Here is a 20233-nt window from a genome sequence, read left to right as displayed (position 1 = left end):
GACGAGAGCATGACCACGGTTGAACAGGAACAAAAAATAGCTACGGAGCTTTATGATGATGCCGGCACTGTCCCTGCGGTTCCGGCCCCGGACGAACAGGATCGGGAACGCCTGACGCGCAAGCTGGCTGCGGACCAAGAGCTGGTCTCCCAGGCGGTGAACCGCTTGGCCGCTCTTTTGGAGGGCGATGAAAAAGTGCCGGCGGCTGAAGCCGACGACCCTCTGCTCGATGTCTGTCGTCAGGTGGCCAAACCGCTGGGCATCGCCATTATCAAGCCTACGGTTCGTACCGGATCCGACAAGTGGCGAAATCCGCTTGACGCCATTGTCCGGGCCTCCCGTCTGCGCACCCGTCAGGTCGCCTTACGAGGGCAATGGTGGACCCAGGACAACGGTCCCATGGTGGCCTTCACCGGTGAAGAGCAACGGCCGGTGGCTCTGTTGCAAAAGAGCGGCCGCCGCTACCTGCTCTACGATCCCGCAACCCCCGGCGTCCTGGCGCCGGTGACCGCTGCGGTGGCGGCGGCGCTTGACCCTTTTGCCCATGTCCTCTACCGTACCCTTCCCCCGCAGGCCCTCAATGGCAGGGATTTGCTTCGTTTCGCCATCAAGGGCAGGGGCGGGGATATTGGCGTTATCCTGCTGACGAGCTTGGCTGCCGGATTGTTGGGGTTGCTTACTCCTATCGCCACCGGGATTATTTTTGACACGATTATCCCCGGCGCTCAGCTGACCCAGTTGTTCATGCTTTCCGTGGCGCTGCTGGTCAGTGCCGTCAGTGTGGCGATTTTTAACTTTTCACGCAGTATAGCAATCTTGCGCCTGGAAGGGCGGATGGATCAGCATGTGCAGGGGGCGATATGGGATCGCCTGCTTGAATTGCCGGTTCCTTTTTTCCGTAACTTTTCTGCCGGTGATCTGGCTGACCGCGCCATGGGCATCAACGCTATCCGCAGCATCCTCTCGGGTACGACGGTCAATGCCCTGATCTCCGGTTTTTTTTCTCTATTTAGCCTGGCCCTGCTATTTTGGTACAGCGTTGAGCTGGCCAAGGCGGCGGTGCTGCTGACCCTGTTCGCCCTGCTGTTCATGGGCGCCACCAGCTTGACCCAATTGCGTTATCAGAAACAGCTCGCCATGATTGGCGGAAAACTTTCGGGATTGGTGCTTGAAAGTATCACCGGGATTGCCAAATTCCGGGTCACAGGCAGTGAAGGACGGGTTTTCGCCCGCTGGGCCGAGATGTTCACCGGTCAACGGAAACTGGCCCGTCAATCCCGAGAGGTGCAGAACATAGTTGAAACCTTCACCGCTGTCTATCCGGTCGTCTCTACTGTTGTCATTTTCATCATGATAGTTTGGTTCACGGAGAAAAATCCCCTCTCTACCGGCGATTTTCTCGCGTTCAACGCGGCCTTTGGCCAATTTTTGCAGTCTGTGCTCGGCGTCTTTATGAGTATCGTGGGAGCGGTCGGCGTCTTGCCCCTTTATCAGCGCTGCAAACCGATCATAGAAACCCTGCCGGAAACGGATCAAGCCATGGCCGACCCAGGAAGACTAACCGGAGAATTTGAGGTCAGTCATCTCTCTTTCCGCTATACCCCGGACGGACCGCTGATTCTCAACGACGTTTCCCTGCGCGTTCTTCCCGGTCAGTTTGTCGCTGTGGTCGGATCGTCCGGCTCGGGTAAATCCACCCTTTTCCGCCTGTTGCTGGGTTTTGAAAAATACGAATCAGGCGGCATTTTTTATGACGGTCAGGATTTGACCGGCCTTGACGTCAGGGAGTTGCGGCGACAGATGGGGGTAGTCTTGCAGAACGGCCAATTGCTTGGGGGGGATATTTTCACCAACATCGTCGGCTCCTCCCGTCTCACCATCAACGACGCCTGGGAAGCCGTCCGCATGGCCGGCTTGGAGGAGGATATCAAGGATATGCCGATGGGAATGCATACGGTGATCTCCCATGGCGGTGGCGGCCTTTCCGGCGGCCAACGCCAGCGGCTCCTCATTGCCCGCGCCCTGGCGGCTGAACCCCGGATTTTGTTCTTTGACGAAGCCACCAGCGCCCTGGACAACAGAACCCAGGCCGTGGTCAACCGCAGTCTGGAAGGACTCCGGATCACCAGGGTGGCCATCGCCCACCGGTTGAGCACCATTGTCAACGCGGATAGCATCTATGTCCTTGATCAGGGGAGAATCGTGCAACAGGGCGCCTATGAGGAACTGATGGCGCAACCGGGATTGTTCGTTGAACTTGCCAGAAGACAACTGGCCTAAATACAGGTGGAATTTGGCATGCTAAGAAAAATCACACTGTGGGCCCTTTTTGGTATTTTTGCAGTAGGGTGTATCACTTGGCTCTGTTTTTTGGTTTTGAACGCCGCCAAGTCCGAGTCGATTCGCTGGGGTGCAAAAAAAATTCGGGCGGAACAGGCGGAGTTGGCCAAGGGGCCCATTGTCATCGGAGTGGCCGGAGGTTGGTCAAGCAGCTACCTCTCGCTTCTCAATGGCATCAACCTGGCCCTGGAAGAGATTAACAGTAAGGGCGGAGCCCTCGGCCGTCCTCTGGAAATTGTCCTGCGTGACGACGAGATGACCGTGGCCACCGGTATGCAGATTGCCCAGGAATTTGCCGACAATCTCGATATGGTGGCGGTAATCGGTCATCCGAACTCAAAGGTCTCTCTCTCAACCGCCGTTATTTATGAATATTACGGCTTGCTCATGCTTTCGCCGCTAGCCAGCAGCCCGGCGCTGACCCGGCAGGGCCGCCGGCTGGTTTTCCGCAACATTCCCACCGACGAGGCCGACGGGGTGATCTTGGCGGAGTATGCCGCTAAACAGGGCTACAAGCGAGTCGCCATTTACTATCAGCAGGACTCTTATTCCCGGGGACTGGCCAATATCTTTGAACGGCGCTGCTATGAGTTGGGATTGAGCATCGTCGACCGTCTGCCGTACGAATTCACCTATAAAACCAGTGACTTTTCCACAGATTTTGAGCTGTGGAAAAGACAATTTGATTTTGACGCTATCCTGCTGGCGGGACTGCTGCCCCAGGCCGGCGAGATCATTCCCCTGATCCGCCGGTCCGGGATCACAGCGCCGATTCTTTCCGGCGGCAGCCTGGACAACGAACGGCTGATCCAACAGGCGGGTGATGCTGCCGAGGGATTAGTGGTGGTCTCGACTTTTGACCCGACGGCGCAAGGGGAGAAAGTGGCTGCTTTTGTCAAGGCGTATGAGAAACGGTTCGGCTCCCTTCCCAACCGCAACGCGGCCCAAGGGTATGACGCCCTTAATCTGCTTGCCCATGTGATTAAGGAGGGCGGTTCAACGGCGCCGGAAAAGATGGCGGCCATACTCCGCAAAACCCGCGATTGGCAAGGGGTGACCGGCGCCCATACCTTTGACGACAACGGGGATGTGCAGGGCAAGCCCATGGTGGTGAAAATCGTGAGGGGCGGCGTTTTTCAGGTTATCCAGTAGATCGTTGGTAGCGGGTGGGAGAAAGACCGATGAATGAAGCGACTGCGACCCGTGAAAGGCTCCGCCGGGATGTTCTGAAAAGAATGGGCGCCGTGGGGGCTGAGGTCGAAGAACTGCTCGATTATGGCCGCAGTCGTTTTGCCGACGCCAACGCACTGCCCCCCCTGCCCTTGGACGACGAGCCGTTTGTTGCAGTGTGGCGCGAATATGCAGCCGAGGCAGCGCACCTTGGGGTTTGGCCGGTCTTGCGCGAGAAACTCATCCAGCTTCGCTTCCCGATCAGGGCGGGTATCAGTACTGAGCCGATCTATCGAGCCGCAACCCTACAGGGGAAGCTTCCTGAAACGGCACAGGCAAGTTGGACTCCTGTTGACCCTACGGGGCTGAAACTGATTCTGCATGAAACCGCAGCCGGAGCGATTCCGGTGCTGCAGACGAGGAACCGCGAAGACTTTGTCGGACTGGTTCGGATTTTGACCCTGCGCAATGAACCGGCGCCCATACCGGATTCCATGGGCGCGACCATGGTGGCCGGGTTTTCCAATTGGGATCGAATCGCCCGTTACCGGAGAAACTGGGAAGAAATAACCCGAAAAAGGGGGGGCGGCAATGGTGAATGGCCGGCCGAATTTGCTCGGTTGATCCCGTGCAAGCACCTGTATCAGGATCGATTCATTCTTTTAAGCGAGGGTGATTACAGCAATGTGAGCGCCGACAAGGTGGGCATGACCGAGGAGGAATGGCGGCAGGTGTCCTTGCGGATCCGGCTGGAACATGAATGCGCCCATTACTTTACCCGCCGGGTTTTTGGCTCCATGCAGAACGCCGTCCATGACGAATTCCTTGCCGATTATGCGGGGATCGTCGGGGCGATCGGCCATTACCAGTTTGACTGGTTTATGCTTTTCATGGGGATGGAGGATTTTCCCTGCTACCGGCAGGGCGGAAGGCTTGAAAATTACCAGACCATCCCGCCTCCCGGCGCCAGGGTTTTTACCCTCCTGCAGCGGTTGATCCGGAAAGCGGCAGAAAATCTTGCCCGCTGGGATAACCGCATCAGGGCAAGCGGTCCCGGCAATTTTCCGGGACAGACAGCCCTGCTTGCAGCCCTGGCTGGCCTCCACCTGGAAGAGCTGGCGTCAGAGGAAGCGGACTCTCTGCTCGCAAGGGCCGTAAAGGAAACAGCAACCCATGTATAAATCAACACTGGTTGTCGCTCTGCTTTTTGTTGTTTTTTTGGTGCAGGGCATATTGCTGACCTGGAATGCGTCAGGCGTTCCCCGCTTCCGTCTGATCGGGATCTTCTCGTTCACGCTCTGTTTGCTCCTTGGTTTGACGATGAACATGAAAATCGGGATCATTGCCCCGTCGGCCCCGGCCCCGCGGCAAGAAGATCCTGGCGGCAATATAAGGGGTGACGAAGCACTGCACCGGGCCGTTGTTGCTGCGGTGGCCCCGGATTTTAAAAAACAGGGACAAGTCGGCCTGGTTGTCGCCACCATCGTCGATGGACGGCAGGATATTACCACATTTGGCACAACTGCCATTAACTCCAGCATATCTCCCCGAGGAAACACGCTTTTTGAAATTGGCTCGATCACCAAACTGTTTACCGCCGGATTGCTGGCCGCCGCCATAGAACAGGGAGAAGTCTCGCTGGACAGCAGGGTGGTTGATGGTCTTGGGCTCAATGCCGATCCCGATCCCCGGCAACGGGAAGTGACCTTGCGCCAACTGGCAACCCATACGGCCGAGATGCCCCGAATGTCTCTGGATATCTTTCGCCCGTCACTGTTTCTGGCCACCATGGCCGGCGGAAATCCTTACGCCTTCTATTCGGCCGGAAAGGTAAAGGATATTTTTTCCCGGACACGCCTCCAACAGCCACCCGGTGAGCACTTCAACTATTCCAATATCGGCTATGGCGTCCTGGGCCTGCTGCTCAGCGAACGGGCCGGGATTTCGTATGAGCAGCTCATTCAGGACAAAATTGCCCAGCCCCTGGGACAACACGACACTACCTGCCGGCCGGATGCCGCCCAAGCCCGGCGTCTGGCCGCTGGGTATCGCGGCTATTTCCGGCTGGGACCTGTGTACTTGGCCCAAACCGCTGCGCCTTCGGACTTTGGTGAAGGTCTCGTCGGCGCCGGCGGATTGCGTTCCACCGGTCAGGACATGTTGCGTTTTATGACGGCCCATATGCGGAACAAGGCTCCATCCCCCTCAACCTTTCTTCGCCGGACCCACCCCATCCTCTTCAGCAAGGATGCAACCAAAATAGGAATGGGCTGGGTGGCCCGTGAGCTGCCCCGCTCCCGGCAGGGCATCTTGTTCCATGACGGTATTTCCGGTGGCTATGCAAGTTTTATCGGAATCAGTGATGATGACCGCTTTGGAGTGGTGTTGCTCGGCAATGTTTCCAGATCGCTGAATACACTTGGTTATGCCTTGCTGGATGCCTTGGCAACAGATTTTCCATTAACGCCAGGTTTGCCCCGGAAGCACGAATAAAGATCAACAAGAGAGACCTGCTGCGGAGTGTTCTTGCAACACCCGTAAGACAAATGACGAACCCAAAAGGAGAGGTGTTATGAGTGTCGAGGATCTGAAAAAATACGGCCAGCTGTGCAATGAAAAGGAAGAGGTGCGGAACAAGGCCAAAGCAATCGGCCTGGAGGATATTGGCGGTCAGATCGCCTATGCCAAAGAACTCGGCCTGTCCTTTACCCAGGAGGATCTGGTCGCCCTGGCCAAAGAAGCCGGGCTTGAGAAGTGTGATGAATTGAACGAGGAGGATCTGGAAAAGGTGGCCGGCGGTGTTGTCACCACTACCGCCCTCGCTGCGGTGGTGGGTATTGCCTCGTGCCTGGCCTGTGGGGCCGCTGCGGGTGGTCTTGTTATCGGAAGTGTGGCTGCTGTGGGCAGCAAGGCTTGGTGAGCGAGCACGGCTGGTTTCTGCAAGGTGCGGGAGCAGGCGGCAAATAGCTGTCTGGTAAAAAAGCAACAATAGCAAGGTGTCGAATCAACATGGCAAACACCTCGAAAAAGAGAGGCGTACTGTGCTGCGATACCATGACATTCGCAATAACAACTGATGAGGAGGGTGGCAATGAGTGTCGAGGATCTGAAGAAGTACGGCCAGTTGTGCGTTGAACAGGAAAATATCCGTACTAAAGCCAAAGCAATAGGCCTAGAAGACGTTGATGGCCATATTGCCTACGCCAAAGAACTTGGCTTGACGTTTACCCAGCAGGACATGGTGGCGCTGGCCCAAGAAGCCGGGATCGAGAAGAGCGAGGAGTTGAGCGAGGAGGATCTGGAAAAAGTGGCTGGCGGGGTGGTCACCACCACCGCTGCGGTAGTTGGCGTGTGTGTTCTCGGTGGCATTGCAGCAGCTGGCGCCGCTGCGCTTACTGTCGGTGGTCTGTCTGCTGCCATCAGCAAGACTTGGTAAGACGACAGCGAATACCAGGATTGCTCTTTATGCAGAGCTTCCAGGTGGATAGGGCGCCGAGGGGTGCCCGCCGGCTGGCGAACGGGGTTGGATACCCGTTTATGTCACCTGCAAGGAGTCAACCCTCCACGGGGTCGCAATCATGGGCGCCTGGGTATCCAGTATACGCCAGAGCAGTATAAATCAACGCGAGGAGAATGGCGATGAGTGTCGAGGATTTGAAAAAATTCGGGCAGATGTGCAATGAAAAGGAAGAGGTGCGCAATAAAGCGAAGGCGATCGGCATTGATAACATTGATGCGCAGATTGCGTACGCCAAAGAGCTTGGTCTCCACTTTACCCAAGAGGACCTGGTGGTCCTGGCCAAAGAATCCGGGCTTGCCAAGAGCGAGGAGTTGAGCGAGGAGGATCTGGAAAAAGTGGCGGGCGGGGTGGTCACGGTCACAGTTGGGGCTGTGCTTGGCTTGGCCGCCGCGTGTGTCGTTGCTGTTGCCGGCGCTGTCGGCGCCGGGGCAGCGGTGGTTACCGCCAAGGCATGGTAGCCGAAGACTGATCAGGCAATCTTTTTTCAGCGGCAAGGGCATTTTGGATCGTACTGAAACAAGGGCTGATCGAAGGAAAAAAGCATCATCAACCAGTGAAGAGAGTGATCATGAGTGTCGAAGATCTGAAGAAGTACGGACTGTTGTGCGGTGAACAGGAAGAGGTGCGCAATAAAGCCAAAGCAATCGGCTTGGAAAACGTTGACGGTCTTATTGCCCATGCCAGCGAACTTGGCCTGCATTTCACCCAGGCGGACATCATGGCTCTGGCCCAGGAAGGCGGGGTGAACATGAGCGATGAGTTGAGCGAGGAAGATTTGGAAAAGGTAGCCGGCGGATTCGCCACCGCCACCGCCATTGCCTGCGGTTCAGTTGCGGTTGCGGTCCTCGGCGTCATTTCGGCGGTTGGCGCTGCCGGGGCTGCGGTTGCCGCCTGCAAATCCTGGTAAGACGGAAGAGAGTCGGGTTGTCGGATTCGCGGTTGCAAGTGTTTGCCGGGCAGGGGTACCTTTTTCGCAAGAGCGTTAGTTGAGAGCATGCTTGCCGCCCCTGCCCCTGGCAACCGTGAACCAGGGAAGAAAATCCATCAAGGTCTGTTGAATACAAGCAAGGGGGAGAGATGTCAGAGGAAACGCCGTTGAATGCTTACGAGCAGCTTATTGCCTGTTTTACCGTTGAAGAGATGGACTTGATTGTCCGTTTAAAGCGTTTTTTTGAATGGGTTCAGGGAGATCAGGAATTTGCCGCCGCCGCCGGCTCCGGATCGTTTTCACAGGAACAACGAGCACGTTTGCAACAAATTGGAGTAACCTTTGACCTTCGGGAACTTGACCTCCTCTGGGAAAATTCCGACTTCCAGCTCAACTTTCTCCGGGCATGCGGTTGCCAGGACGCCATGCCGGCTGAACTTCTTGAGAAAATTGCCCAGAGGCCATTGCTTGCCCTCTGGACCCGCTATGTGGCGCAAAAGAATAAGGTCTATCGTCACTTCAGGAGCACTGTTTTCCGGGTGCCCAAGAATCCACGGTTTGACGCCTGGAGGATGCGGAGGGTGGCGGCCGCGAAGAGTGAACTCGGCCATTTCGGCCACGTTATTGATCACCCTATCCTGGCCTTTGAGCTTGGCGACGGTTGTAGTGTCGGCTGTTGGTTCTGCGCCTTTGCCGCCCGCAAATTGACCACCAATTTCGATTATCTGGAAAACCGGGAGTTTTTCCAGGATGTAGTCAAGGCATGCGCCGATGTTTTCGGCCGTGATCAGGCCGCCATGGCCTTGCTCTATTATGGCACCGAACCCCATGACAACCCCCATTACCTCGATTTTCTCAAGGATTTTGCCAAAATTACCGGCCATGCAAGCTGTACCTCCACCGCTGTTCCCGGTGATGCCGAGTGGGTGCGGTCACTGATCGCCTTTTACCGGCAAGGGAACCTCCCTTGGCCGCGTTTCAGCGTTTTGACCAAAAAGATGCTGCTCAAAATTCACGAGCTATATACTCCTGATGAATTGCGCGATGTGGAACTCCTGATCCAGACCAGGGAACATCCACGGCAAAAAGTTACCGGCGGCAGAATACTGGCGGAACAAAACGGGATGCGTGACCGGGAGAGCGGCCACTATATGGATCAGATCGTCCCCCAGGGGTCCATCGCCTGTGTGTCCGGTTTTCTGATCAATATGGTGCATAAGACCATTCAGTTGGTCAGTCCGTGCTACACTTCGAAAAAATGGGCCTATGGCTACCGGATTTACGACACGGCAGCGTTCACCGACGCGCTTGATTTCCATCGGGCAATAGAGGAGTTGATTGAGCGCAACATGCCTTTGACGCCCCGCCCTGACTCAGTGGTGCGATTCCGGGATGATCTGTGCTTCAAGCCCACCGAACAGGGATTTGACCTAATTTCCCCGAACCAAGTGCATCATTTTGCCGGCAAAGAGGTGGTGGCGCCTCTGGGAGCCATGATTGCAGAGGGAAATCAGCGAGTTGACCAGATGTACAGCACCATGACCGATACTCTGCGAATTAATCCCATGCTGACCGGCATGGCAGTGAAGCAACTTTTCGACGGAGGCTTTCTGGATGAAGTCCGCGCCGTCTGAAAGCGGAAATGTGGCTACCGATGCTGCCAGCGGGACACTATCACAACAATTGCTCACGATTCTGCAATGGATCAAACCCGCGCTGCCGCCTGTCCTGATCAACGAGGAGGGCTATAACCGGCTGGCCGAGGTCGCCTCGCTGCTCCCTGTCGAATTGTCGAATTTCTGGGGATTCGAATGTCGCCTCGGCCAGAAGACAGCCTTGGCGGATATTCTGTTTGAAGTCAAGCGGGAGACTCCAGGCATCGCTTTGCTGGCAGGTGAAATTCCTTCTGCTCTGGACCAGTTGTGCGATACATGGCCCGGCTGGAATAACCTGCGTATTCTTGCCCAATGCTGGCTAAACGACCTGCATTTGTTTCGCAATCATCTCCGCAATATTTGGCTTGAGTTCGACCTTGCCGAGGCTCTTTCCCAAGAGGCCTTGCAAAAAGCCAGCAGGAGCCCCAATTTTTTCTTTGGCCCGGAGTCGCATTCGTCGCCCCGGGAAATCCTTGCAGTTACCGCTGAGATCATGCATTTGCACAGACGCTCTGTGCCTGATATTAGTGTTCTGCGATGGTTTCTGGAGACCATGCCCATCGACGCCAAACTGTTCCAGATAGGGTTGATGTTGACCAGAGTGGATGATTGCGGCCTGCGACTCTGCGTCAATAAGATATCACCGGAGGCGATCATCCCCTGGCTGGCAATGATCCTGCCGGAAGGCGAGGCAGAGGCGTTGACCCCTATCTTGTCAGAGCTGCTCCCTATGTCGCAATATTTTGCTCTAGACTTCAACCTGACCGGGAAAGGGGTGGACGCGGCCATCGGGTTTGAATGCTACCAGGACTGGTTACAGGACGACCCCGGCCAGTGGCTGGAACTGCTCAATTATTTGACTCGCCGCGGTCTCTGTCTGCCAGAAAAAGGGCAAGCGGTACGGGACTATACCGGAATCACCGCGTCCCCGCTCTGCGACCGCTTCGCCGGCAATCTAGTCTATCTGCACACCTTCCGAAAAATTCATCATGTGAAATGCACCCTGCATCAGGGCCGTATCACCCAGGCCAAGGCCTATCTGGCCGTAAGCCGACCGAGTTTGCCTCTCGCTGATGTTTTTCCCTCAACAGTTGCCGCCATGCAGCAAGTCAACCATGCCTGGTAATTCCGAGAGGCCTCTTGGCATGTCTTCATCCCTACGATTCCCGGTCGTCATTGTGGGCGCCGGCTTGGCCGGGCTGGCTGCCGCCTGCGAATTGGGTCGCGACCAACAACGGGTGCTGGTGCTGGAGGCGGAGCCGACTGTGGGCGGCAAAATCATCACCCGCCATCACGGAGGCATAACATATGAAACCGGGGCATTGTTCGCCTATAATCCCCAGTGGGCGCCTTTTCCCGTGGCATCCGGGCCTCTGGAATGCAGCGCGCATCCTCTCGGTCTTTTCCATAAGGGAAAATTGGTGACCGGCGCATCGGTCATCAACTGTCTACAGGCCCTGCAGCCGGACGTCCGTAATATGCTCTGCCTAAAATCCTTTCTTGCCGCGCCCTTCCCCAAGCCGGCCATGGTGGGCGAGGATCTGTCGATGGCGCTCCAGGCCTTTTTTCGGGTAATCCATCCCGGTAACCTGCATGAGTACACGCCCTCCCGCCGGTGGGACAGCCTGGTCCGCCATGACACCCACCGGTTCCGGAACGGCAACATAAGCCTGGTGGAGGGGCTGGCTGAACAGGACGGGGTGGAAATCCGGACCGGCTGCCAAGTCAGGGGACTGGAGCACGACGTCATCACCGGCCAAACCACAGTGCGCTGGCAAACGGCCGCAGGCAGAGAACAACACGCTGTTGCCGAACGGGTGATTCTGGCGACGCCGGCAGCGGCGGCCCGTGAGTTGTGCCGGGGAGCAACCAACGTGGCCACCGATTTTCTGGGGCGGGTGCAATACGGCGGCGGCGTGGTGGTGGTGCTCTATTGCCGCGGCGCCGATCTACAACCCTATTCCTACGTGGTGTCTACCCAGGGTTTGGTCAACACCTTTGTATTCCACCGGTCAGCCGCTGCACCGGAGACCGTGGTCCTGACCGCCTATCTGGTCGCTGAACAGGCAACAGCCTGCCGCGATCTCAGTGATGCGGAACAGGTGGCACTCGTTCGCAACGAACTAAACGGTCTCGGCATCGGCGAGGTGGCGCCGCAGCAGGTAGTTTTCAGTGAGGTCAAACATTGGCCGGCTGTAGGCCCCATCATCAATAACGAAATCTATGGGGGGTTCTCCAATGCACGACTGCGCCCCTTGCCCGGCGTGGTGCTGGCTGGCGACTATACCTGGTGGAATGAGCAGCAGATGCCCTATGGCATGTGGGCGGCCATCGCCTCGGGCCGGCGGGCCGCCAAGATGTGCCGGGAACCGGCGCTATTGCCGGTGCAAACGGATTTTGCCGCCGAGCCCCTGGCCATGACCTGGGCGAGCCGGATGACCGGCGACGGGCCTAAAGGAACAGAACGACTGCAGGATGGAACGATTGCTTATTATGGGTTAGTTCTCCAGGCCCAGCCGGATCGCGATTTGGAACAGTATCTCCTTGGCGAAGCCGTGGATGGTCTCTGGGGCTATCAGCAGGGCTACGGTGTGACCTCCCTGGATAGCGCCCTGGTCATGGAAGGTCTATTGACCACCGGTCGTCATCATGCATTGGTGCGCACCAGTTGCCGCCGGCTGGTGGAAGCGTTTTACGACCACCAATCCGGGGCATTCTGGACGATTGCCGTTGACAGCAGCGGACGCGCTCCATACTGGCGCGGACCGGACTGCCCGGCTACGGCCTTCTGTGGCTGGCTGCTGCACCGAATTGACCCGGGCCGGTATGCAGCTCAAATCGTGCGTTGCCGGCAATATCTGCTCTCCCAACAGCGGGTGACTGGAGGATGGCCGGGCAAATGGTTTCCATCGGAGACTCTGCAAATCTGGTATGCAGTCCGTTTTTTGGCCGCCACCAATGATGACGCCGCCGGAACCGGCACAGCTGCCGCAGCGTGCCGCCGAGCGGCGCTGTGGTTAACAAGCCGCCAAGAAGGGAATGGCTCCTGGGGAGAATCTGTGATTGAAACGTCTGCGGCCCTGCTGGCGCTTGACGTCACCGGCGATTCCAGGGAGGAGCAGACCAGAGGCCGCGAATGGCTGAAGGCGCAACAGACAGGGCCCGGCTGGCTGGGCGAGCCGATTTTGGAGTATTGGTTCGAGGATGAGGGCCGTCGCACTCTTTTTCATACCCGGGACTGCGGGCGGATTGCCACGGCCTGGGCGACTTTGGCGCTGGGTTCCGGAGAGCCGGAGGAACAAGGCGTATGCACAAGGTAACCATTGTCACCGGGCCACTGCGCAGCGGCACCAGCTGTGTGACCGGATTATTGGAACTTTGCGGGTTTGATCTGGGAAAAAATGTCCGCATCTTGCGCAATCCCACCCCCATGAATCCCAGGGGACATTTTGAACCGGATTTGTTGTTTACCGTCAATGAACGGTTGCTGTTTGAATCAGGTGAAGAACAAAACGGGATTTTTACCCCTCCGGCAACAGCGGATCTTATGGCGCTGGCCGCTGACCGGGAGCGTTATTTTCGTCTGTTCATCAATAAATTCGACGGGGAGCTGTGCAAGGACCCACTGCTGTGCCTCACTCTTGCCGCGTGGCGCCTCTATTGGCCGGAACTGCAACGGGCCATATTCTGCTTACGCCATCCTCTGGCCGTGGCTCTCTCCATGCGTGACCGTTACGGTCTTTCCTTGATGGCAGGGATGACCCTTTGGGAGCACTATACTCTGCGTTTTTTAGAGGGTTCGTCAGGGATGGCTGCTTTTATTTTTGATTTTGACCAATTTTGCCGGGAACCGCTGCCAAAATTCGGCGACCTGCTGCAATGGCTTGGCTGCCCTATGGCGGCGGCTGACTTGCGAAATATTATGAACGATTTTTTTCTGCCCCGCTATGCTGCCTGGGATTTTAACCAGACGGTATGGGACGAAGCACCGGCGCCGGTGAAAAATCTCTACGATATGCTGACAAGGGCAACAGGCGATCTGGCCAACGCAGCGGACGTCTTGGGTTGCCGGCGAGAGAATGAGGGAACTCTGAATGGATAATTTTTTGAGGGCCAAGGTCATTCCTTTCTTTTTCTTGGTTTTGTTATTGTTGTCATCCTGCACAGGAGAAGCAGCGGCGGGACAGGAGGGCCAGGATTCGGTCAAAACAGGCAGTGGGGCGCCGACCCCACCGGCGCCGGCGTCTTCGGTGCCCTTTCCTGCGGATATCCAAGGGATCAAAGACCGGGGCAAACTGGTGGTCGCCATGTTTCACCAGGACCGGCCGCCCTTTTTTTTCATCAATGCCCAGGGGCAACTGGAGGGACTGGATGTGGAGATGGCGGTCGACATTGCTCGCTGGTTGGGGGTTGCTGTGGAGTTCAATCGAGAATCCTGCTCCTTTGATGCCGTGGTCGATTTGGTGGCTTCCGGTCAAGCGGATATCGCGATTTCCAAATTGAGCATAACCATACCCCGGGCCCTGCGCGTGGCCTATACCGAGCCCTATCTGGTTTTTCACCATGCGCTTTTGATTAACCGTTTACAGCTGGCCACGCTACGGGCCAAAAGTCAGGGAAAGTCGATTATGGAATTGTTGCAAGCGGCCCCGCTTAAGATCGGGGTCCGCGGAGCCTCGGCCTGGGTGGGCTATGCTGCTCAATTAATCCCCAATGCTCAGGTGGTGGTCTATGAAAATATGGAAGAGTTGGTCAATGCGACGGCCCGTGGGGATATTATGGCCATGATCTATGATGAGTACGAAATTAAGAAATTCATGACCGGACATCCAGGGTTGAATATTGATCTGCAACTCTTGGTGCTGGACCACCATGTTGATCCCATCGGCATTGCAGTGCCTGCCGAGGACCAGCATTTGTTGGCCTGGCTCAATTTTTACCTGAAGCATGGCACCGGTGCTTTGCAGTTAAACGCCTTACGCTCTGAATTCGGTATCGTCGGCAATCGGCAAGAGCAGGCTGTGGGCCGGAAATGACAAGAGCAACCGGACGTTATGAAAAGGTGGCGAGCTTGTTACGAAGCTCTTGGAGCATTCTTTTTGGTGTGGGGGCGGGTATCGTTCTGGGAATGGTCAATCCAAAGCTGTCCGTACAGATAGCTCCAATAGGGGATTTGTATTTGACCTTGCTGACGATGTGCGTCATTCCCATCATGATAACCGCAGTTGTTTCCAGTTTTGGACGGCTCTTGTCCTCTCCTGAAGCCGCCAAGTATTTGAAACGTATTGGGGTGGTCTTTACCTGTGGCATCATAGCGGTCACGGCGGTGGGGATGGTGGTGGCGTTGATCGGCAGTCCGGGGGCCGGACTGGGTGCGGAAATGAGGGCCGCCTTGGGTGCGGTTCTCCTCCAGGCGGATAAAACCTCTGCAACGACCACAGCATTGCTGCCGGCCACCACCGGCTGGGCTGAGTTTATGAAAATGCTGATCCCCGCAAATATTTTTGGCGCCTTATCAGAGGGGAAAAATCTGCAGATCCTTTTTTTCTCCCTAGTCTTCGGGCTGGCGATGGGTTTGGTCCCTTCAGAGAGCCGTAGCCAATTCCTCGATCTGACCGAGGTGGTCTTTAAGGCATTTGAAAAATTGATCGGAATCGCTATGTATTTTCTTCCCTTTGGTTTGTTCAGCATGATCGCGGGTCAGGTGGCCGGGACCGGGGTAGAAATTTTACTGGCCATGGGGCGCTATGTGGTGATTGTGCATGTGGCTGTCGTTTTGTTGCTGATGGGTGGCGGCCTGATCATTTCAAAGGTGAGCCGGAAATCTTTTTTCAAAACCTTTAGTGAACTACGCGAACCCTTGATGGTCGCTTTCGGCACGCGCAACAGCTATGCGGCAATGCCTTCCATGCTGAATACGCTGCACCATAACTACCGGCTACCGCCGGACATTATCAATTTGGTAGTGCCGCTCAGCGTGGTCATCTGCCGTTACAGTATGATTCTGGTGTTCACCATCGGAGCGGTTTTTGTAGCCCAACTGTACGGCATCCCCTTAGGAATTCCCCAACTGGGCATCATTTTCGGCGGTACCTTGCTCGGTATGCTGGCAGGCGCCGGAGCCCCTGGAGTGGTCGCCTTAGCGATGGTCTCCATGGTTCTGATTCCTCTGGGACTACCGGTGGAAACAGCGATCATCCTCTTGCTGGCGGTGAACTTTCTCATTGATCCGGCCCTGACTATCCTGAACGTCCATCTGACCTGTGTAGCGGCGGTGGTTATCGGCCGGAAAAATAGACCGCATGGAAAGCCGGGGGAGGTACTGAGCGCCGGTGACGTCATCGGTTGATGAGGGGGGCAGTTTTCTTTCGCTTTATCCGCTGTTGCAGCTTTTCCATATACAGATAAAACACCGGCGTGACGTAGAGGGTCAGGCTCTGGGAAAAGAGCAGGCCGCCGACCACGGCCAGACCCAGGGGCTGGCGCGATTCCGCCCCGGCGCCGTAGCCGAGCGCAATCGGGATGCCGGCCATCAGCGCCGCCATGGTGGTCATCATGATCGGCCGGAAACGGATGACGCAGGCCTCGTGGATCGCGTCGTGGGCGTTCTTGCCCTCGGCCTGGGCGGCAATGGCGAAGTCGATCATCATGATGCCGTTTTTCTTGACCAGACCAATCAGCATGATGATGCCGACAAAGGCGTAGATCGACAAATCTACCCCAAAGAGCATCAGGGTGATCAGGGCGCCGAAACCGGCGAAGGGCAGGGCGGTGAGGATGGTCAGGGGGTGGATGTAGCTCTCGTAGAGAATGCCGAGCACGATGTAGATGACGATGATTGCCAAGCCGAGCAGCCAGCCCATGCTTGCCTGGGCGGATTGAAATTGCTGGGCGTTGCCCTGGAACGAGGCGTTGACGCCGGTGGGCAGCAGCGAGTCGGTCAGTTGCTGCAGATCGGCCAGGGCCTGGCCCAGGGCCACGCCGGGCTTGACGTTGAACGACAGGGTCACCGAAGGCAGTTGGCCCGAATGGTTGATCGACAGCGGCCCCAATCCCTGGCTGAGCGTGGCCACGGTGGAGATCGGCGTCAATTGGCCCTGATTGGAGCGGATGTGCACCAGGTCCAGAGCGGCGGCGTTGTTTTGGAAATCGGGATGGAATTCAACGATGACGCTGTATTGGTCGTTGGCCCCGAAGATGGTGGAGACGTCGCGCTCGCCGTAGGCGCTGTAGAGGGTGTCTTCGATCTGTTTGGGGGTGACGCCGAGCAGCAGGGCCCGGTTGCGGTCGATCTCGATGTTGAGTTCCGGGTTGTCCATCTGCAGGTCGCTGGAAACGTCGACCAGGGCCGGGGTGTCGAGCATGGCCTGTTCCAGGGCGCGGGCGGTCTGGTACAACTGGGCGGCGTCAATCCCCATCAGGGTCAGCTGGTAGATGCTGCGCGAGCGGCGACCGCCGACGTTGATCGGCAGCGGGTTGACCAGCATGGCGCGGATGCCGGGCACGCTGTTGAGCTTGGGCCGCAGGGCGAGGATGACTTCGTCGGCGCTCAACGTCCGCTCGCTGCGGGGTTTGAGCATCAGCAGCATGAAGGGCGAGGTGGTGACCATGAACCGGTCGACGTTGGGGTCCTGCTGCACAATTTCCGCCAGCTGCATCAGGTGTTCCACCTGCGAAATCCAGGAAATGGACTGGGCGGTCTGGGTGGAAACCATGATGTAGCCGCGATCTTCGGTGGGAATAAAGCCTTTGGGAACCACCGCGAAGAGCCAAGCCGTGGCCGCCAGCACCGCCAGGGAGAAGATCATGGTCAGCCGTTTGTGACGGAGCACGGCCAGCAGGCTGCGGCTGTAACATTCCGCCATCCATAGATAACCGGCCTCGGTCGCCCGGTAGAGGCGGCCATGGCGAACAACATTCTGGGCGCGGAGGAAGCGGCTGCACAGCATGGGCACCAGCGTCAGGCTGATGACCCCGCTGACCAGCACCGCAACGCCGATGGTCACCGAAAACTCGCGGAACAGCCGCCCCATGATGCCGCCGAGAAAGAGCAGCGGAATGAAAATCGCCACCAGCGAAAGCGTCATGGAAATGATGGTGAAACTGACCTCGCGGGCGCCGTCAAAGGCGGCCTGCAGCCGGTTCTTGCCCATTTCCAGGTGGCGGACGATGTTTTCCAGCACCACGATGGAGTCGTCGACCACAAACCCGACCGCCAGGGTCAGGGCCATCAGCGACATGTTGTTGAGGCTGTAGTCGAGCAAGTACATCACCGCAAAGGTCCCGATCACCGACATCGGCAGCGACAGGCTGGGAATGACCGTGGCGCTGAGGTTGCGGATGAAGAGAAAGATCACCAGCACCACCAGGGCCAGGGTCAGAAGCAGGGTGAACTGGATGTCCTGGGCCGATTCCTGAATGGCGACGCTGCCGTCGCGCAGGATCGAGAGCTTGATGGAGGCCGGCAGGCTCTCGGCCAGGGTGGGCAGCAGGGCCTTGACCGCGTCCGCCACCTCAATGGTGTTGGAACCCGGCTGCTTTTCCACCGCCAGGACGATAGTTCGGGCCTTGGTGGTGGGGGTGAAAAACCAGGCTCCGGACTTGTCGTTCTCGACGCTGTCGATCACCAAAGCCACCTCGGCAAGCCGGATGGGCCGGCCGCCGCGCACCGCCACCACGATGTCTTTATACTGCTCCGCCGCCTTGAGTTCGCCGTTGGCTTTCAGGGTCAGGGTGCTGTGCGGGCCGCTCAGCTGGCCCATGGGGCGGTTGGCGTTTTGGGCGTCGATGGCTGCGGCCACCTCGTCGGCGTCGAGATCAAAGCCCTTCATCGCCCGCGGGTCGAGCTGCACCCGGACCGCGTATTTCTGCGAGCCGCGCAGGGTGATCTGGGCCACGCCCTGGATCATCGACAGCCGCTGGCTCATGGTCTGGCCGTAACGATCCAGGGTGGAGAGCGGCAGGGTCGGGCTGTTGAGCGAGATAAAGAGGATCGGGTCTGAGGCGGGATTGGTGCGGCGAAACGACGGCGGCGAGGGCATGTCCTCGGGCAGGTTGCGGTTGGCCAGGGAAATGGCGGTCTGCACGTCCTGGGCTGCGGCGTCGATGTCGCGCTCTAGCGAGAATTGCAGGGTGATCTGGGTGGAGCCGGTGGAACTGACCGAACTCATGGAGTCGAGTCCGGCGATGGTGGAGAATTCCTTTTCCAGCACCGTGGCCACGGTCGAGGCCATGGTGTCGGGGTTGGCGCCGGGCAGCCCTGCGCTGACCTGGATGGTGGGAAAATCGACGTTGGGCAGGTCGCTGACCGCTAGCTGCCGATAGCCGATCAAGCCAAACAACAGAATGCTGACCATCACCAGCACGGTCATTACCGGCCGGCGGATGAACAGGTCGGAGACGCCTCTCATGGTTTGCCCCGTTGGCCTTCGCCGCCGCCGGCCTCCTTGCCGCCGGTCTTTCCAGGCGCAGGGCCGCGTTCGACAATGGCGACGCCGTCGGCCAGCTGCATCTGGCCGTCGACCACCACCCGCTCGCCGCTTTGCAGCCCCTCCTCAATCACGGTTTCGCCCTGAAAGAGCATGCCGGGCGTCACCGGACGGTAGGCTGCGTGGTCGTCCTTGACCACATAGACATAGGCCCCTTGCTGGCCGATCTGCACCGCCTGCGAGGGCACGACCACGCAGTCCGGCCGTTGGGCGAGGCGGATGCGGACGTCGATCAACTGGCCCGGCCATAACCCGTGGTCGGCGTTGGCGAACTGGGCCTTGAGCCGGATCATGCCGGTGGTTGGGTCGACTGTGTTGTCGATGAAGGCAAGCGCGCCTTCAAGTTCGGCGGCCGTTGGTTTTTTTGGGTTCCCCGCCAGCACTTTGAGGCTGCCGGCCGCCTGGTAGCGAAAGAGGTCTTGGAGGTGGCCGCCGGGCACGGTGAAGGCGGCCAGAATCGGCTGTATCCGGTTGAGGGTGACCATGGGGGTGTCGGCGTTGGCCTTGATCAGATTGCCCTGGTCGCTCTGCAACTCGCCGACCCGGCCGGCAAAGGGGGCGCGGATCGAGCAGTATTCCAACTCCAGCCGGGCGCTGTCCATGGCGGCTTGATCCGCCTGCACTGTGGCCGTGAGGGTGGCGACCTTGGTTGCTGCCTGATCGGCCTGCTCAAGCGAAACATAGCCTTTCTGCGCGGCCAGGGCGTAACGGCCGGCCTCGCGACGGGCGTTTTCCAAATCGGCGCGGTCCTTGGCCAAACCTGCCTCGGCCTTGGCCAGATTGGCGGCAAAGGGGCGGGGGTCGATGGTGAACAGCAGTTCGCCGGCCTTGACCTCGTCGCCTTCTTTGAAGTGCACGGTTTTGATTGTGCCGGTCACCTGGGAGCGAACCTCGACCGTGGCCAGGGCCTCGACATGGCCGGTGGCCGCTATTTCCAGGGGCAGCGCTTTTTGGGCGCTGGCGGCAACGGTCACCGGGATCGCCGATTTCTTCTTCTGGCCGGTCTTTCCCTCTTTCTCCTTGTTGCCGGAACAACCGGCTGCAAACAGCAGCAACAGGCAGGCCAGGAGGATGAGGGTCAGGCGCAGGGAAAAAGCAGGGGCCGGTCGGCCAAGGGGCGTGGCGCGGACAG

At 57.9% G+C, this 20233-nt stretch carries 16 protein-coding genes; 14 read left to right on the top strand and 2 right to left on the bottom strand.

Annotation, left to right across the window (positions count from 1 at the left end; genetic code table 11):
• The first annotated feature begins 9 nt into the window (after window positions 1-9).
• The 14 genes from RCH93_RS12860 to RCH93_RS12795 all read left to right on the top strand — a co-directional run bounded on the left by RCH93_RS12860 (window position 10) and on the right by RCH93_RS12795 (window position 15962).
• Complete coding sequence (locus RCH93_RS12860) at window positions 10-2280, top strand: NHLP bacteriocin export ABC transporter permease/ATPase subunit (RefSeq protein ID WP_306548817.1); 2271 nt, start codon at window positions 10-12, stop codon at window positions 2278-2280.
• 90 nt (window positions 2281-2370) lie between these two features.
• On the top strand, window positions 2371-3492 hold the full coding sequence (locus RCH93_RS12855) for an ABC transporter substrate-binding protein (RefSeq protein WP_306548816.1): 1122 nt from the start codon (window positions 2371-2373) through the stop codon (window positions 3490-3492).
• Between the two features lie 29 nt (window positions 3493-3521).
• Window positions 3522-4691, top strand: coding sequence for a hypothetical protein (locus tag RCH93_RS12850; protein ID WP_306548815.1), 1170 nt, complete (start codon window positions 3522-3524; stop codon window positions 4689-4691).
• Between the two features lie 52 nt (window positions 4692-4743).
• Window positions 4744-6003: a serine hydrolase gene (locus RCH93_RS12845; protein WP_306548814.1), complete on the top strand. Its 1260-nt coding sequence runs from the start codon at window positions 4744-4746 to the stop codon at window positions 6001-6003.
• 79 nt (window positions 6004-6082) lie between these two features.
• The gene (locus tag RCH93_RS12840) at window positions 6083-6430 is read left to right on the top strand and encodes a Nif11-like leader peptide family RiPP precursor (protein WP_306548813.1); all 348 of its coding nucleotides are present in this window, start codon (window positions 6083-6085) and stop codon (window positions 6428-6430) included.
• A gap of 171 nt (window positions 6431-6601) precedes the next feature.
• On the top strand, window positions 6602-6946 hold the full coding sequence (locus tag RCH93_RS12835) for a Nif11-like leader peptide family RiPP precursor (protein ID WP_306548812.1): 345 nt from the start codon (window positions 6602-6604) through the stop codon (window positions 6944-6946).
• Between the two features lie 203 nt (window positions 6947-7149).
• A complete protein-coding gene (locus tag RCH93_RS12830) occupies window positions 7150-7488 on the top strand; it encodes a Nif11-like leader peptide family natural product precursor (protein WP_306548811.1) in 339 nt (112 codons plus the stop codon).
• Window positions 7489-7598: 110 nt separating this feature from the next.
• Window positions 7599-7937, top strand: a complete 339-nt coding sequence (locus RCH93_RS12825) for a Nif11-like leader peptide family RiPP precursor (RefSeq protein WP_306548810.1) — start codon at window positions 7599-7601, stop codon at window positions 7935-7937.
• Window positions 7938-8107: 170 nt separating this feature from the next.
• Window positions 8108-9592 (top strand): radical SAM family RiPP maturation amino acid epimerase, encoded by a 1485-nt coding sequence (locus RCH93_RS12820; RefSeq protein WP_306548809.1) that lies wholly within the window; start codon window positions 8108-8110, stop codon window positions 9590-9592.
• The gene (locus RCH93_RS12815; RefSeq protein WP_306548808.1) at window positions 9573-10739 is read left to right on the top strand and encodes a hypothetical protein; all 1167 of its coding nucleotides are present in this window, start codon (window positions 9573-9575) and stop codon (window positions 10737-10739) included. Before RCH93_RS12820 ends, RCH93_RS12815 begins: the two co-directional genes overlap by 20 nt.
• A 19-nt stretch (window positions 10740-10758) precedes the next feature.
• The gene (locus tag RCH93_RS12810) at window positions 10759-12933 is read left to right on the top strand and encodes an FAD-dependent oxidoreductase (protein WP_306548807.1); all 2175 of its coding nucleotides are present in this window, start codon (window positions 10759-10761) and stop codon (window positions 12931-12933) included.
• On the top strand, window positions 12921-13715 hold the full coding sequence (locus RCH93_RS12805; protein WP_306548806.1) for a hypothetical protein: 795 nt from the start codon (window positions 12921-12923) through the stop codon (window positions 13713-13715). The genes RCH93_RS12810 and RCH93_RS12805 overlap by 13 nt, the downstream gene beginning before the upstream one ends.
• Before the next feature lie 4 nt (window positions 13716-13719).
• Window positions 13720-14649 carry an ABC transporter substrate-binding protein gene (locus RCH93_RS12800; RefSeq protein ID WP_306548805.1) on the top strand — a complete coding sequence of 310 codons (930 nt, stop codon included), beginning with the start codon at window positions 13720-13722 and terminating at the stop codon, window positions 14647-14649.
• Window positions 14646-15962 carry a dicarboxylate/amino acid:cation symporter gene (locus RCH93_RS12795; RefSeq protein ID WP_306548804.1) on the top strand — a complete coding sequence of 439 codons (1317 nt, stop codon included), beginning with the start codon at window positions 14646-14648 and terminating at the stop codon, window positions 15960-15962. The genes RCH93_RS12800 and RCH93_RS12795 overlap by 4 nt, the downstream gene beginning before the upstream one ends.
• Here the strand turns inward: RCH93_RS12795 and RCH93_RS12790 are convergent.
• On the bottom strand, window positions 15952-19023 hold the full coding sequence (locus tag RCH93_RS12790; RefSeq protein ID WP_306548803.1) for an efflux RND transporter permease subunit: 3072 nt from the start codon (window positions 19021-19023) through the stop codon (window positions 15952-15954). The genes RCH93_RS12795 and RCH93_RS12790 overlap by 11 nt on opposite strands.
• Window positions 19020-20233 (bottom strand): efflux RND transporter periplasmic adaptor subunit (locus tag RCH93_RS12785; RefSeq protein WP_306548802.1); only part of this gene is annotated, 1214 nt, incomplete at its 5' end. The genes RCH93_RS12790 and RCH93_RS12785, both read right to left, overlap by 4 nt.

Origin of the sequence: Desulfobulbus sp. (assembly GCF_030824455.1) — a bacterium.
GTDB lineage: Bacteria > Desulfobacterota > Desulfobulbia > Desulfobulbales > Desulfobulbaceae > Desulfobulbus.
The sequence above is the reverse complement of the archived record's forward strand: the minus strand, read 5'-3'. Positions and strand labels throughout refer to the sequence as shown.